The following is a 13,306-nucleotide window of genomic DNA, read 5'->3' as shown; positions in this document are numbered from 1 at the left end:
GCTTTCGATGACACATCCCCCCGCAGGAGCTTTGCCATGGCCTCGCCAGCCCTTACTCATTTTCTACCCCGGTTCGGCGTTGCCGCGGCAGTGGTCAGCCTGCTGGGCTTGACCGGTTGCCAGATTAACAATCAGACCACTCAAAGCCTGGTACCTACCTCTGGCATGCAGCCGCTCAAAGGGCTGGCGCAGAATGTGTCGGTTCGTCGCAACAGCCAGGGCATGCCGCTGATCGAAAGCAGCAGCTTTCATGACGCCCTGTTCACCCTGGGTTATGTGCACGCCGGTGACCGTATCAGCCAGATGGTGCGCCTGCGCTTGCTGGCACAGGGTCGACTGGCCGAGCTGAACGGTGCCGACGCCCTGGAAACCGACCGGCTGATGCGCACCATCAATCTGAAAAAGAACGCTGACGAACTCTATAAGAGTGCATCCCCGCGCCTTAAGCAGTTTTTCGAGGTGTATGCCCGCGGGGTCAACGCCTATCTGTTCCGCTATCGCGACAAGCTCCCGGCCGATCTGGCGCACGCCAGCTATAAAGTCGAGTACTGGAAACCCGAAGACTCGGCGCTGATTTTCAGCCTGCTGAACTTCGGGATGTCGACCAATCTGCAAGAAGAACTCAACTCCCTGGCGCTTGCACAAAAAGTCGGCACGGACAAACTCCCGTGGCTGATGCCGACCTACCCCAACGAAGCCCTGCCCACCAGCGAAGCAGACAAGCTCAAAGGCCTTGCCCTGGGTAGCCAACTGCAAGGTTTGAGCCCCTTGACCCAGACTCTGGAGCAGATCACCCAACTGAGCCTGCCCGGCGTCACGGCGTCGAGTGGCTGGGCGATTGGCCCGCAACGCAGCCGCAGCGGCAAAAGCCTGCTGGCCAACGATATTCACCAGCCCATCGGCGTCCCTTCGGCGTGGAGCTACGTACAGATTCGCGCTCCGAAATATCAGGCTGCGGGCGCAACCATCGCGGGTTTGCCGACGCTGTTTGCCGGTTTCAATGGCAAAGTGGCATGGGGCATGAGCATGGCGATGGGGGATAACCAGGACGTGTTCCTGGAGAAGCTCAAACGCCAAGGCAGCAGCCTGTACTACCTTGCTGACGGCAAATGGCTGCCGGCGACGGTGCGCAACGAAACGTTTTTCGTCAAAGGCCAGCGCCCGGTACGCGAGGTCATTTACGAAACCCGCCACGGGCCGCTGCTCAACAGCGCGGTAGGCACACCCAATGCGCTGAACAGCAGCCTTGGCCTTGCCCTGCAAACCCCGGACTTGAAGGGTGACAAAACCCTGGATGCGTTCTTTGACCTGTCCCGCGCCCAGAACAGCGAAAAAGCCTCGGATGCCAGCCGCGAAATACGCGCTGTGGCCCTGAATTTGTTGTACGCCGACGCCAGTCACATTGGCTGGCAGGTGACCGGTCTCTATCCGAACCGACGCGAGGGCCTTGGCCTGTTCCCGTCACCGGGCTGGGACAGCCGCTACGACTGGGAGGGTTACGCCGACCCGATGCTGCACCCCTACGACCAGGACCCGGCCCAGGGCTGGCTGGGTACGGCCAACCAGCGAACTGCCGCCTATGGCTACGGCATGCAACTTTCCAACTCGTGGCTGTCACCTGAACGCAGTGAGCGCCTTGCGCAACTGGCAGGCAGCGGCAAACAGGACGCTCGCAGCATGATCGCGATGCAATACGACCAAACCACGCTGTTCGCGACCAAGCTGAAGACCATGCTGACCGCCCCCGGGATGGCGCTGCCACTCAAGCAGGCGATCGCAGGGTTGCCCGCGACCGATCAGGCCAAGGCCCGCGAAGCCCTCGGCCGACTGATGGCCTTTGACGGCAAACTCAGCCCGACCTCGGCCGATGCGGCGCTGTATGAACTGTTTTTGCAGGAAAGTACCCGCCAGCTCTTCCTTGATGAATTGGGGCCAGAGAGCAGCGCCAGCTGGAAGGCATTCATTGCCAACAGCAACCTGTCCTACTCGGCGGTGGCAGACCACTTGCTGGGCCGTGAAGACAGCCCCTTCTGGGACGATATTCGGACCCCGCCAAAAGAAGACAAGCCGGCCATTCTGGCCCGCACCCTGGTGGGCGCCATCAACGCCGGTGACAGCCTGATGGGCAGCGATCGCAGGGCATGGCAGTGGGGCAAGCTGCATCAATATCAGTGGCGCAATGCCAATGGCCAGACGGTTCGCGGGCCGGTCATGGCAGGGGGCGATCACACCACGCTCAACACCGCGGCTTACAGCGTCGCCGGATCAAATTTCGACGTTACGCTGATCCCTGCCATGCGCATGATCGTCGACTTCGGGCAAATCGAACCGATGATGGGGCAAAACAGTACGGGCCAATCCAGTAACCCGGCCAGTGCGCACTACACGGACGGCATAGACCCGTGGCTAAAGGGCCAGTACCTCGGCTTCCCCATGCAACCGCAGAACTTCGAAAAAACCTACGGTAAAACCCGCCTTACCCTGGTTCCGGGCAAGTAATTGCTGCGAAGCAGCCCTCTCCTGCACACAGCTGGAGAGGGCTTATGCTTGATGGCACAGGCGCAAAAATAATCTGTAGGCCAGCTGGAATGTGCTTGGATTGAACTGACGGGACACAACGCTACTGCCTGACCTTCTCACCCGGTCTACAAGGACGTCACCATGCAGCGACATCAAATTCACCCATTGCTGGCACCTGTTCCGGGCACTGAACGGCATATCCACAGTTTTCATTACGGCCCCGCCCACCCTCGGGGCAAGATCTATATCCAGGCCTCGCTGCATGCTGATGAACTGCCCGGCATGCTGGTTGCGTGGCACCTCAAGCAGCGCCTGGCTGAACTGGAAGCAGCAGGACGATTGCGCAGTGAAATCGTGCTGGTACCGATGGCCAATCCGGCCGGTCTGGACCAAGTGCTGATGGATATCCCGCTGGGCCGTTACGAACTGCAAAGCGGGCAGAACTTCAACCGCAACTTCCTCGATCTCAGTGAGCAAATCGGTGACGAGCTTGAAGGTCAGTTAACCAATGACCCTGCACATAACCTGCAGCTGATTCGTTGTCACTTGCGCAAGTCGCTGGCGGCCCAGGTGCCAACAACGCAATTGCACTCGCAACGCCTGATTCTGCAGACCCTGGCCTGCGATGCCGATGTGGTGCTGGATCTGCACTGCGACTATGAGGCGGTGCCCCACCTTTACACCACGCCAGAGGCCTGGTTGCAGTTCGAACCGCTGGCCCGTTATCTCGGCGCTCAAGCCAGCTTGCTGGCGACAGACTCCGGCGGACTGTCGTTCGACGAGTGCTTCACCCTGCTGTGGTGGCAGCTACAGAAGCGCTTCGAGCACTGCTTCGCGATTCCGCAGGGCAGCATCTCCGTGACCCTGGAATTGCGCGGCCTGGGTGACGTCAGCCACGAGCATGCAGAGCACGACTGTCAGGCACTGATTGACTACATGATCGATTTTGGCGCGATTGACGGCGAACCCGGGCCTTTGCCGCCCCTGCTCTACCCCGCAACCCCCTTGGGCGGCGTGGAGCCCGTGGCGACACCTGTGGGCGGCTTGCTGGTATTCAGTGCCAAGCCAGGCGACTACCTGAGCGCTGGGCAGTTGATTGCCGAAATCATTGACCCGATCAGCGACCGGCTCACACCGGTCTACTGCACCCACCCGGGGTTGCTCTACGCCCGTTCACTTCGGCGAATGGCCACTGCAGGTATGGTGATAGCCCACGTGGCGGGCCGCGACACTTACCGCAGCGGCTATCTGCTTTCGCCTTGAGCCGACCGGTTCAGGGCAAGTCAATATTCACGCAATCGGGGCAGGCGGTGGCTCGTCAGGCAGCGTTGGCACGCCCGGTTCGGGTTCGATCGGTTGCGGGGAATCGGGATCAGGCTGGCCGGGGATGCCACCTGCATGCAACTGTGGGAAGGCAAGCAGAGACCACGCCAGCACCCCTACCTGATTAGGCTCAAGGTTTGCCAGTTGGGCGCGGATACTCGGATCAATCTTCATGAGGCACTCCTGAGCGATGATCCGGCTCGCTGGATGCGTAACCGGAAATACACTCAATAGAGTGCTTTATCGCTCAAGAATTCCCTCTGTTCGTCAGGTGCGTGGCAAGGTCACGCCGCGCTGGCCCTGATATTTGCCGCCACGGTCCTTGTACGACACTTCGCACTCTTCATCGGACTCGAAGAACAGCATTTGTGCCACGCCTTCGTTGGCGTAGATCTTGGCAGGCAATGTCGTGGTGTTCGAAAACTCCAGCGTTACGTGGCCTTCCCACTCAGGCTCAAGCGGCGTCACGTTAACGATGATGCCGCAACGAGCGTAGGTGCTTTTACCCAGGCAGATGGTCAGCACGTTGCGCGGGATACGGAAGTATTCAACCGTGCGTGCCAGAGCGAAGGAGTTGGGCGGAATGATGCAGACGTCGCTGGTGACATCAACAAAGCTGCCCGCGTCGAAGTTCTTCGGATCAACGGTCGCCGAGTTGATATTGGTGAACACTTTGAATTCGTTTGCACAACGAACGTCGTAGCCGTAGCTCGATACGCCGTAGGAAATCAGACGGTTCTCGCCTTCTTCACGCACCTGACGCTCGACGAAAGGTTCGATCATGCCGTGCTCTTGCGCCATGCGGCGAATCCACTTGTCTGGTTTGATGCTCATGGCGGGTGTCCTGAATAGCGAGGTAGAAAATTCTGTCGGGCATCTTACCGCCCCCTAGGGCCCGGTTCAAAAGTCTGGGGCAAAAATATCGAAAATAGCTGTAGATGCCGTGAATACAGGCTGTGAGGGCAACCGTCAGTCACGTTTTTAGAGAAACCTTCGCAAAGACCCTTTGCACGCTCGGAAAAAAGCGTTAAGGTGGCGCCACTGTGCTGCTTGTGTCACTGAGAATCTCTACACGATATGTTGAATTTCGATCCAACCATCTCCAAGAATTTTTCCTGCTCTTTGCACTCAGTCTCGGCCAGGGCTTTTCCTGCGTCGCAGTTATCTTTGTTCAAGGAGTTACACCATGTCTAATCGCCAAACTGGTACCGTTAAGTGGTTCAACGATGAAAAAGGCTTCGGCTTCATCACTCCACAATCCGGTGACGACCTGTTTGTTCACTTCAAAGCAATCCAATCCGACGGCTTCAAAAGCCTGAAAGAAGGCCAACAGGTTTCTTTCATCGCTACCCGCGGTCAGAAAGGCATGCAAGCTGAGGAAGTTCAAGTTATCTAACTTGTACTGATCCAGTAAAAAACCCCGCCCTTAAAAGCGGGGTTTTTTTATGCCTGCAATAAACCCGGGCACGATTTTGTAGTCGCTGACGAGGCACGAGGCGGCGATGGGCTGCGTATCGGCCCCCATTTTTGAAGGCCCTGCAGGCCTTATCGCAGCCTCGTACCTCGTCAGCGACTACAGGTATTGCGTCACAATTCAGTCGTCAGTGGTAGTAATGGTCGGCATGGCCTGCGAAGCCGCTTCATGCAGAACAATCCGCGCCCCTACCTGGCGAGCCAATTCCTGATAGATCAACGCAATCGGGCTATTGGGATCTGCAACCGCTGTTGGCTTGCCGTTATCGGCCTGCTCGCGAATTTCCATCGACAGCGGCAACGAGGCCAATACCTCAACGCCGTATTGCGTCGCCAGCTTCTCGCCACCGCCCTCGCCAAACAGATGCTCTGCATGACCACAGTTCGAGCAAATGTGGACCGCCATGTTCTCCACCACGCCCAGCACCGGAATGTTCACCTTGCGGAACATCTCGACACCCTTGCGTGCATCCAGCAAAGCCAGGTCCTGCGGGGTAGTCACGATCACCGAACCGGTCACTGGGACTTTTTGCGCCAGCGTCAGCTGGATATCGCCGGTACCCGGCGGCATATCAATGACCAGGTAATCGAGGTCATTCCAGGCCGTTTGCGTCACAAGCTGCAACAGCGCACCCGACACCATCGGGCCACGCCAGACCATCGGCGTGTTGTCGTCAGTCAAAAAAGCCATCGACATCACTTCAACACCGTGAGCCTCAATGGGCACAAACCACTTCTGATCACGGATCTTTGGCCGAGTACCTTCGGCAATGCCGAACATGACTCCCTGACTCGGACCATAGATATCCGCATCCAGGATCCCCACCCGCGCACCTTCTCGCGCTAACGCCAGAGCCAGATTGGCAGCGGTCGTAGATTTGCCCACACCGCCTTTACCGGAGGCCACTGCCACAATGTTCTTCACATTGGCCAGACCCGGGATTTGCGCCTGCGCCTTATGCGCCGAAATCACACAGCTGATATCGACCTTGACCGAGGTAACGCCATCCATATTCTCGATAGCCGTTTGCAACACTTGCGCCCAACCGCTCTTGAACAAGCCAGCGGCATAGCCCAGCTCAAGCTGAACACTGACGCGCTTGCCCTGAATCTCGATGGTACGAATGCATCCGGCACTGACCGGGTCCTGATTCAAATAAGGGTCGGTGTATTGGCGAAGGACGGCCTCCACCGCTGCGCGATTGACTGCGCTCATGGGCAACTCCCGTAAAGACTGAGTAAAACAGGTCGCTATCGTACCTGTAATAGACCAACGGAAGCAGGCTTTCGAAACAGTCAAAATCAGCGTAAACGATCAGATACACCGCCACGGGGTGAAATATATCGCTCGGCGCTTTATAGTGGCCGACCACCGTCTCATCAAGTAGCCGAGCCCCATGTCCGAGCCACGCAAGATCCTCGTCACCAGCGCCCTGCCCTATGCCAATGGTTCAATTCACCTTGGCCATATGCTTGAGTACATCCAGACCGATATGTGGGTGCGCTTCCAGAAACTTCGCGGCAATCAATGCACTTATGTCTGCGCGGACGACGCCCACGGCTCGGCCATCATGTTGCGCGCCGAGAAAGAAGGCATCACCCCCGAGCAACTGATCGCCAACGTCCAGGCTGAACACAGCGCCGACTTTGCCGAATTCCTCGTTGACTTCGACAATTTCCATTCGACCCACGCCGAAGAAAACCGTGAGCTGTCGAGTGCGATCTACATCAAGCTGCGCGAAGCCGGGCATATCGCTACCCGTTCGATCACCCAGTACTTCGACCCGGAAAAGAAAATGTTCCTGGCCGATCGCTTCATCAAGGGCACATGCCCTAAATGCGGCACGGATGATCAGTACGGCGACAACTGCGAAAAGTGCGGCGCAACCTATGCACCCACGGATCTGAAAAACCCGAAATCGGCAATCTCTGGCGCCACTCCGGTGCTCAAGGACTCCGAACACTTTTTCTTCAAGCTGCCCGACTTCGATGCCATGCTCAAAAGCTGGACCCGTAGCGGCGCCCTGCAAGATGCAGTAGCCAACAAGATCGCCGAATGGCTGGATGCCGGCCTGCAACAGTGGGATATCTCCCGTGATGCGCCGTACTTCGGTTTCGAGATTCCGGACGCCCCAGGCAAATACTTCTACGTATGGCTGGATGCGCCAATCGGCTACATGGCCAGCTTCAAGAACCTCTGCGCACGCCGTCCTGAACTGGATTTCGATGCGTACTGGGCCAAGGATTCCACCGCCGAGCTGTACCACTTCATCGGCAAGGACATCGTCAATTTCCACGCCCTGTTCTGGCCGGCAATGCTCGAAGGCGCAGGCTATCGCAAGCCAACCGCCATCAACGTTCACGGTTACCTGACCGTCAACGGCCAGAAAATGTCCAAATCCCGCGGCACCTTTATCAAGGCCCGCACCTATCTGGACCACCTGGCACCGGAATACCTGCGTTACTACTACGCCTCCAAACTGGGCCGCGGCGTCGATGACCTGGACCTGAACCTGGAAGACTTCGTTCAGAAGGTCAACTCCGACCTGGTCGGCAAAGTGGTCAACATTGCCAGCCGTTGCGCAGGCTTCATTCACAAGGGCAACGCCGGGGTAATGGTCGAGGGCAATGCTGCACCCGAACTGACCGAAGCGTTCCTGGCCGCCGCACCCAGCATTGCCGAAGCGTATGAAGCCCGCGACTTTGCGCGCGCCATGCGTGAAATCATGGCGCTTGCTGACCGCGCCAACGCCTGGATTGCCGACAAGGCACCTTGGGCAATGGCCAAGGTCGAAGGCAAGCAAGATGAAGTTCAGGCTGTCTGTGCCCTGGGCATCAACCTGTTCCGCCAACTAATCATCTTCCTCAAGCCGGTATTGCCCGTGCTCGCAGCCGATGCCGAGGCGTTCCTGAACGTTGAGCCTTTGATCTGGAACGATCACAACGTGTTGCTGGCCAATCATCAGCTAAACGCCTTCAAGCCGCTGATGACCCGCATCGATCCGGTCAAGGTTCAAGCCATGACAGATGCCTCGAAAGAAGATTTGATTGCAAGCCAGACCGACACCGGTAGCGCTGCCCCGCAGGGCAACGGCGAACTGGTCAAGGAACCGCTGGCCGCAGAGATCGAGTTTGATACCTTCGCCGCAGTGGACTTGCGCGTGGCGCTGATCCTCAAGGCAGAGGCCGTTGAAGGCGCCGACAAACTGCTGCGCCTGACGCTGGATATTGGTGACGAGCAACGCAACGTGTTCTCGGGGATCAAAAGTGCGTACCCGAATCCGGCCGAACTCGAAGGTCGTCTGACCATGATGATTGCCAACCTCAAGCCACGCAAAATGCGCTTCGGCATGTCCGAAGGCATGGTGATGGCTGCCGGCCCTGGCGGGGAAGAAATCTACCTGCTGAGCCCGGATAGCGGCGCAAAACCAGGTCAACGTATCAAGTAACACCGCCCCCCTCGCAGCGTCTGGCGGCCAGCAGGCCACCAGACGCTGATCATCAGTAGCCGCCCTCCCCGTCATGTCGGATAATCAGCCGCATTCGCTTGAGCCGACCGACCTTGACCGCACGCCCTTATTTTTTCTGCGCATGTTGAGTGTCGCCCAGATGCGACCCGCTGTAGCTGGACTGATCACACCATGAGCCTGATTCAACGTATTGATGCTTTATTACCGCAAACTCAATGCGGCAAGTGCGGCCATCCCGGCTGCAAACCTTATGCGCAAGGCATTGCCCAAGGCGAGGCAATCAACAAGTGCCCCCCTGGTGGAACCGAAACCATTGCCGCACTGGCCCACTTGCTCAGCATTCCTGTGCTGCAACTGGATACCGATCGCGGTGAAGCCCCACCGCAAGTGGCCTACATTCGCGAAGCAGAATGTATCGGTTGCACCAAGTGCATTCAGGCCTGCCCGATTGACGCCATACTGGGCGCGGCCAAACTCATGCACACCGTCATTGTCGACGAATGCACCGGCTGCGACCTCTGTGTAGCCCCTTGCCCGGTTGACTGCATAGAAATGCGCCCCCTGCCTGCAAATGTAATCCCGATTGTCGGTGGCCTCGCTCACGACTCAGTGCAATACAACGCCCGCAACCAAAAGCGTGACCATGCCCGCGGACGCTATGAAGTACGTGACGAGCGTCTGCGCCGCGAAGAGCAACACAGACAGGCTGAACGCCTCGCGCGGGCCCAGCGCCCACCAGCAGTAACTGCCAGTGGCACACGCCCGGATAGCCCGGGGGCAGAACTGTCCAACCTCAATGACGCAGCGCTTAAAAAAGCCAAGGTCACACTCGCCATGGCACGCGCCCAACTGAACAAGTCGCTCAAGGCGTTCGGCCACCCTCCAACGGCACAACAGCAATCCCAGCTTGTAACCCTGCAGCAACAGTTTGAATCTGCCGAACACGCACTGGCACAACTGGAGCCTGCTGCCGAGGTGTCAGTGACTGTGCCCGCTGCAAATACCGCAGAACTCAAACGCGCAAAAATCCAGCTGGCCATGCGCCGCGCCGAACTTAAAAAGGCCATAACCCAGGAGCAGTCCACCGCGCAGTTGAACCTTTTATCCGATGCTGTCACTCAGGCAGAATTAACACTCAACGCGCTGGAGCCGGCCAAGGCCTGATAGATTTTCCCACCACAAGCAAGCGCCTCTTCGTTTAACGGACAGCTATCCAGGAAGTGTTTTACCCATGAACGCCGCAAAGCGCCTTGAAATATTCCGCCGATTTCACGAAGACAATCCTGAGCCAAAGACCGAGCTGGCCTATTCATCTCCTTTCGAACTCCTGATTGCGGTGATTCTGTCCGCCCAGGCCACAGATGTGAGCGTGAACAAAGCGATGGCCAAACTGTTTCCAGTCGCCAACACACCAGAAGCCATCTACGCTCTCGGAGTAGAAGGACTGTCGCAGTACATAAAGACCATTGGCCTGTATAACAGCAAGGCCAAAAACGTGATTGAGACCTGCCGTTTATTGATTGAACGCCATGGCAGCCAGGTTCCGCAGACGCGAGAAGAGCTTGAAGCGCTTCCTGGGGTGGGTAGAAAAACGGCAAATGTAGTGCTCAACACCGCCTTCAGGCAACTGACCATGGCCGTAGACACCCATATTTTCAGGGTCAGCAACAGAACCGGGATTGCGCCGGGCAAAAACGTGGTCGAGGTCGAAAAGAACTTGATGAAGCACGTGCCCAAACCGTATTTGCTGGACGCCCACCACTGGCTCATCTTGCATGGGCGCTATGTGTGTCAGGCACGCAAGCCCCGGTGCGGAAGCTGCCGCATAGAGGATCTGTGCGAATTCAAGCAAAAAACCTCTGATGATTGAGTAATAGATATTTTATGGGCTGATCGATTGAGAAAATCTTTTTTACCCGAGCGGCGATTATCGCTATAAGGGGCGCCATTGACTGTCTTGGCCTGGAGTGAACTAAATGAGCACTGGCAAAGAAGAACTGGAAGTAGAAGAAGATTTTGCAGTCGTCGATCCAGACGATGCAGTGGAGCCTGTCGTCGAGGTGGCAAAAACCAATTTGGCCAAACGCCGTACCATTGACGCGCTTCTGGAAGAAAAACGGCTCAGGAAAGAGCTCGAAGATTATGGATACGATCTTTAACTTCCATCACGCAATATCAAAAGCCTCCTTAGCGGAGGCTTTTCTTGGGGGGGCTTTGGGTGTCACTTCCCTATTCCCTCCCCCTCACACCAAGCCATTACGCTGGGCCAGTTCGATCAAATCTACCAGCGAGCGGGCATTGAGTTTCAAGAGAAGTCGGGTTTTGTAGGTACTCACCGTTTTGTTGCTAAGGAACATGCCATCGGCTATTTCCTTGTTGCTTTTCCCCCGTGCCAGCTGCTGCAGCACCATCATCTCCCGACCCGAAAGGCGATTGACCATATCAGCCTCACTCGCATTGCCCAGGCTTGAACGCACTGAGTGCAGCGCCTGATTAGGGAAATAGCTATAACCCGACAGCACAGCCTTGATTGCACTCAACAGCTCGGTCAAGTCCTGCTGCTTGCAAACATAACCCGCTGCACCTGCCTGCATGCAGCGCATGGAAAAATGACCGGGAGCTTGCGAGGTCAGCACCAGCACCTTGATAAGCACTGCTGGTGTGGACAGCCGCGCAATAACTTCAAGCCCGTCAAGTTTAGGTATTCCTATATCCAGAATCACAATGTCTGGCGCGTGTTCACGCGCAAGTTGCAAAGCATCCACACCATTGTCCGTCTCTGCGATGACTTCATAGCCATGTCGTTCCATGAGCATACGCACAGCAAGACGAATTACAGGATGATCATCCACGATCAGCACTTTATTCATGGGCAATTCCAATTTATCGCTGTTCGAATTTTTAGAACCAGCACCATAGCCTAGTCATAACAAACTGGGCATAGCGCCCCCTCACGCATCCGCATCCAAAGACATTTCCTACAAATATTGAAGATTTAACCTACAGAAATAGCCTTCAAACATTAAACATTCAATCAATACATTCCAAGCAAACCCAGATGCACACACATCACCAGCAACACCCACCGGCACATTAAAAGCACATACACATTTAATATTAGCAGCACCTTTGCACAGCCAACACTCTTCAGTTAAATCCAAAATTTAAACCCAGCATTGGTAAAGCCCGCCCAACACCCAACCATTATCCAAACCAATCAAAACAACACATCCTCCCTCACGCAAAAACCATAAAACACAATAATCCAACCTACTAAATACTCACCCGATGGAATCTACTATTGTTTTCAGGAGAAAATATCAGAAATCTGTACTTACAGAATAGGACTACAGATCATTCAGAAACCACCCAAATATGAATCCATATCAAAAGAATACCAAACCCTGCTTACCTTCCAAAAAGACACACAACGAAAAAACCGTTTAAAAAAGCCCAACAAAAATCATTTGGCGCTATATCTTACAGCTTATTCAAACTCAAGATAAAAAACCTACATGTAATTACGCCAGATAAACAACAACACCTATGGGATTCACTATAGATAACTGCAGCATTCCTACAAACAATTGAAGCAAACTAAAAAACCGAAAGATCCACCTTATAGACGTCACACTCAAAACCTGGACTGGGTTTGCAGCTTCAATATCCAGTGTCTAAATTTATAGAAACAGGCCCCTAAAGCAAAGCATCAGTTCCCTCCGTTACAGGAGCCCCCTCCAGCGCTGTGCGCCAGCCTTTTACTTCAACTACCCCCCAGAAAGGTTATCCCATGATAAAGAACACTTTAAAAATCAATAACCCTCTGACCATAATTGCTGTTTTTTCGATGCTGACCGAAGCATCGGCAGCGGTATCATTGCCGTACATCGACAGTGCACATCAGAAAGAGTATGTTTGGTTTTTAATTATCTTCCCCTTACTACTGATTACGTTATTTTTCCTGACTCTGAACTTCAACAACAAAACACTCTACACCCCGGCTGATTTATCCAAGGCAGCGTTGCCTTTAACTATGACTTCCTATACGCCTCGTACCTACCCTCATAACCGCACAGGCACATCACTTGCCACGCCCCCATACCAACCCGGTATAACACTCAGTTCGTTCCCTCCTCAAAACTTCACATTCCTGCCTCAAGGCCACCGAATTTATGACTCTGACACGAAAGAAACGCCTGAACTGAACAACCCGCCAAACCCACGCTTATACAAAAGCGCTGCGCACGAAATACTGAATAGCCGCTCGACGTCCGTGCGAAAGTCCAAGATTAACAACCGCAAGAGCGACGTGCTTTTATTGCTGACCAGTACTCCGCCAGATATCACGCCAGAGATGTCAAAACAGGATATCGAACGTTATAAAAATACGTCTCCCTACGGTGCTAAAATATTTATCACTTACCACCCCAGCACTGGCAGTACTGGAACTATTCAACTGACTTTAAGAGCGCTGTAATACATTGAATTCAAGACATAAAAAAGCCCCGACCACATGGCCG

Annotated in this window: 12 protein-coding genes; 8 read left to right on the top strand and 4 right to left on the bottom strand. The window is 55.3% G+C overall.

What is annotated here, in order from left to right:
* The first annotated feature begins 36 nt into the window (after nt 1–36).
* Nucleotides 37–2,499, top strand: a complete 2,463-nt coding sequence (locus VSQ83_RS04530) for a penicillin acylase family protein (protein ID WP_326425460.1) — start codon at nt 37–39, stop codon at nt 2,497–2,499.
* Nucleotides 2,500–2,661: 162 nt separating this feature from the next.
* Entirely contained in the window at nt 2,662–3,783 is a 1,122-nt protein-coding gene (locus VSQ83_RS04525) for a succinylglutamate desuccinylase/aspartoacylase family protein (protein ID WP_133075876.1), read from the top strand.
* 27 nt (nt 3,784–3,810) lie between these two features.
* Here VSQ83_RS04525 and VSQ83_RS04520 read toward each other — a convergent pair whose 3' ends face one another.
* Both VSQ83_RS04520 and dcd read right to left on the bottom strand, forming a co-directional pair.
* Nucleotides 3,811–4,017, bottom strand: a complete 207-nt coding sequence (locus VSQ83_RS04520) for a hypothetical protein (protein WP_133075877.1) — start codon at nt 4,015–4,017, stop codon at nt 3,811–3,813.
* Between the two features lie 93 nt (nt 4,018–4,110).
* Nucleotides 4,111–4,677: a dCTP deaminase gene (dcd, locus tag VSQ83_RS04515; protein ID WP_016779707.1), complete on the bottom strand. Its 567-nt coding sequence runs from the start codon at nt 4,675–4,677 to the stop codon at nt 4,111–4,113.
* Nucleotides 4,678–5,029: 352 nt separating this feature from the next.
* On the opposite strand from dcd, the gene VSQ83_RS04510 reads away from it, so the two are divergent.
* Nucleotides 5,030–5,239, top strand: coding sequence for a cold-shock protein (locus VSQ83_RS04510; RefSeq protein ID WP_002554837.1), 210 nt, complete (start codon nt 5,030–5,032; stop codon nt 5,237–5,239).
* Nucleotides 5,240–5,437: 198 nt separating this feature from the next.
* Here VSQ83_RS04510 and apbC read toward each other — a convergent pair whose 3' ends face one another.
* Nucleotides 5,438–6,532: an iron-sulfur cluster carrier protein ApbC gene (apbC, locus tag VSQ83_RS04505; RefSeq protein WP_326425457.1), complete on the bottom strand. Its 1,095-nt coding sequence runs from the start codon at nt 6,530–6,532 to the stop codon at nt 5,438–5,440.
* Nucleotides 6,533–6,713: 181 nt separating this feature from the next.
* Here apbC and metG point away from each other — a divergent pair, with 181 nt between their 5' ends.
* The 4 genes from metG (at nt 6,714) to VSQ83_RS04485 (ending at nt 10,945) form a co-directional block, all read left to right on the top strand.
* A complete protein-coding gene (gene metG / locus VSQ83_RS04500; RefSeq protein WP_133075879.1) occupies nt 6,714–8,765 on the top strand; it encodes a methionine--tRNA ligase in 2,052 nt (683 codons plus the stop codon).
* A 192-nt stretch (nt 8,766–8,957) separates the two neighbouring features.
* Nucleotides 8,958–9,950 carry an electron transport complex subunit RsxB gene (gene rsxB, locus VSQ83_RS04495; protein WP_133075880.1) on the top strand — a complete coding sequence of 331 codons (993 nt, stop codon included), beginning with the start codon at nt 8,958–8,960 and terminating at the stop codon, nt 9,948–9,950.
* Between the two features lie 67 nt (nt 9,951–10,017).
* Nucleotides 10,018–10,656 (top strand): endonuclease III, encoded by a 639-nt coding sequence (nth, locus tag VSQ83_RS04490; RefSeq protein ID WP_133075881.1) that lies wholly within the window; start codon nt 10,018–10,020, stop codon nt 10,654–10,656.
* A gap of 106 nt (nt 10,657–10,762) precedes the next feature.
* Nucleotides 10,763–10,945: a PA3496 family putative envelope integrity protein gene (locus tag VSQ83_RS04485; RefSeq protein WP_133075882.1), complete on the top strand. Its 183-nt coding sequence runs from the start codon at nt 10,763–10,765 to the stop codon at nt 10,943–10,945.
* 84 nt (nt 10,946–11,029) lie between these two features.
* On the opposite strand, the gene VSQ83_RS04480 is transcribed toward VSQ83_RS04485, so the two are convergent.
* Nucleotides 11,030–11,656, bottom strand: a complete 627-nt coding sequence (locus VSQ83_RS04480; RefSeq protein WP_219260806.1) for a response regulator transcription factor — start codon at nt 11,654–11,656, stop codon at nt 11,030–11,032.
* A 920-nt stretch (nt 11,657–12,576) separates the two neighbouring features.
* On the opposite strand from VSQ83_RS04480, the gene VSQ83_RS04475 reads away from it, so the two are divergent.
* Nucleotides 12,577–13,263, top strand: coding sequence for a hypothetical protein (locus tag VSQ83_RS04475; protein WP_133075883.1), 687 nt, complete (start codon nt 12,577–12,579; stop codon nt 13,261–13,263).
* The last annotated feature ends 43 nt before the right edge of the window (nt 13,264–13,306 follow it).

Source organism: Pseudomonas sp. DSV-1, from assembly GCF_035830915.1.
Classification (GTDB): domain Bacteria; phylum Pseudomonadota; class Gammaproteobacteria; order Pseudomonadales; family Pseudomonadaceae; genus Aquipseudomonas.
This window is presented reverse-complemented; position numbering and strand designations above follow the sequence as displayed.

Bases quoted from the DNA above. Each gene is read 5' to 3' on its own strand.
- VSQ83_RS04530 (WP_326425460.1), top strand. From the start codon at position 37: ATGGCCTCGCCAGCCCTTACTCATTTTCTACCCCGGTTCGGCGTTGCC.
- VSQ83_RS04525 (WP_133075876.1), top strand. From the start codon at position 2,662: ATGCAGCGACATCAAATTCACCCATTGCTGGCACCTGTTCCGGGCACT.
- VSQ83_RS04520 (WP_133075877.1), bottom strand. From the start codon at position 4,017: ATGAAGATTGATCCGAGTATCCGCGCCCAACTGGCAAACCTTGAGCCT.
- dcd (WP_016779707.1), bottom strand. From the start codon at position 4,677: ATGAGCATCAAACCAGACAAGTGGATTCGCCGCATGGCGCAAGAGCAC.
- VSQ83_RS04510 (WP_002554837.1), top strand. From the start codon at position 5,030: ATGTCTAATCGCCAAACTGGTACCGTTAAGTGGTTCAACGATGAAAAA.
- apbC (WP_326425457.1), bottom strand. From the start codon at position 6,532: ATGAGCGCAGTCAATCGCGCAGCGGTGGAGGCCGTCCTTCGCCAATAC.
- metG (WP_133075879.1), top strand. From the start codon at position 6,714: ATGTCCGAGCCACGCAAGATCCTCGTCACCAGCGCCCTGCCCTATGCC.
- rsxB (WP_133075880.1), top strand. From the start codon at position 8,958: ATGAGCCTGATTCAACGTATTGATGCTTTATTACCGCAAACTCAATGC.
- nth (WP_133075881.1), top strand. From the start codon at position 10,018: ATGAACGCCGCAAAGCGCCTTGAAATATTCCGCCGATTTCACGAAGAC.
- VSQ83_RS04485 (WP_133075882.1), top strand. From the start codon at position 10,763: ATGAGCACTGGCAAAGAAGAACTGGAAGTAGAAGAAGATTTTGCAGTC.
- VSQ83_RS04480 (WP_219260806.1), bottom strand. From the start codon at position 11,656: ATGAATAAAGTGCTGATCGTGGATGATCATCCTGTAATTCGTCTTGCT.
- VSQ83_RS04475 (WP_133075883.1), top strand. From the start codon at position 12,577: ATGATAAAGAACACTTTAAAAATCAATAACCCTCTGACCATAATTGCT.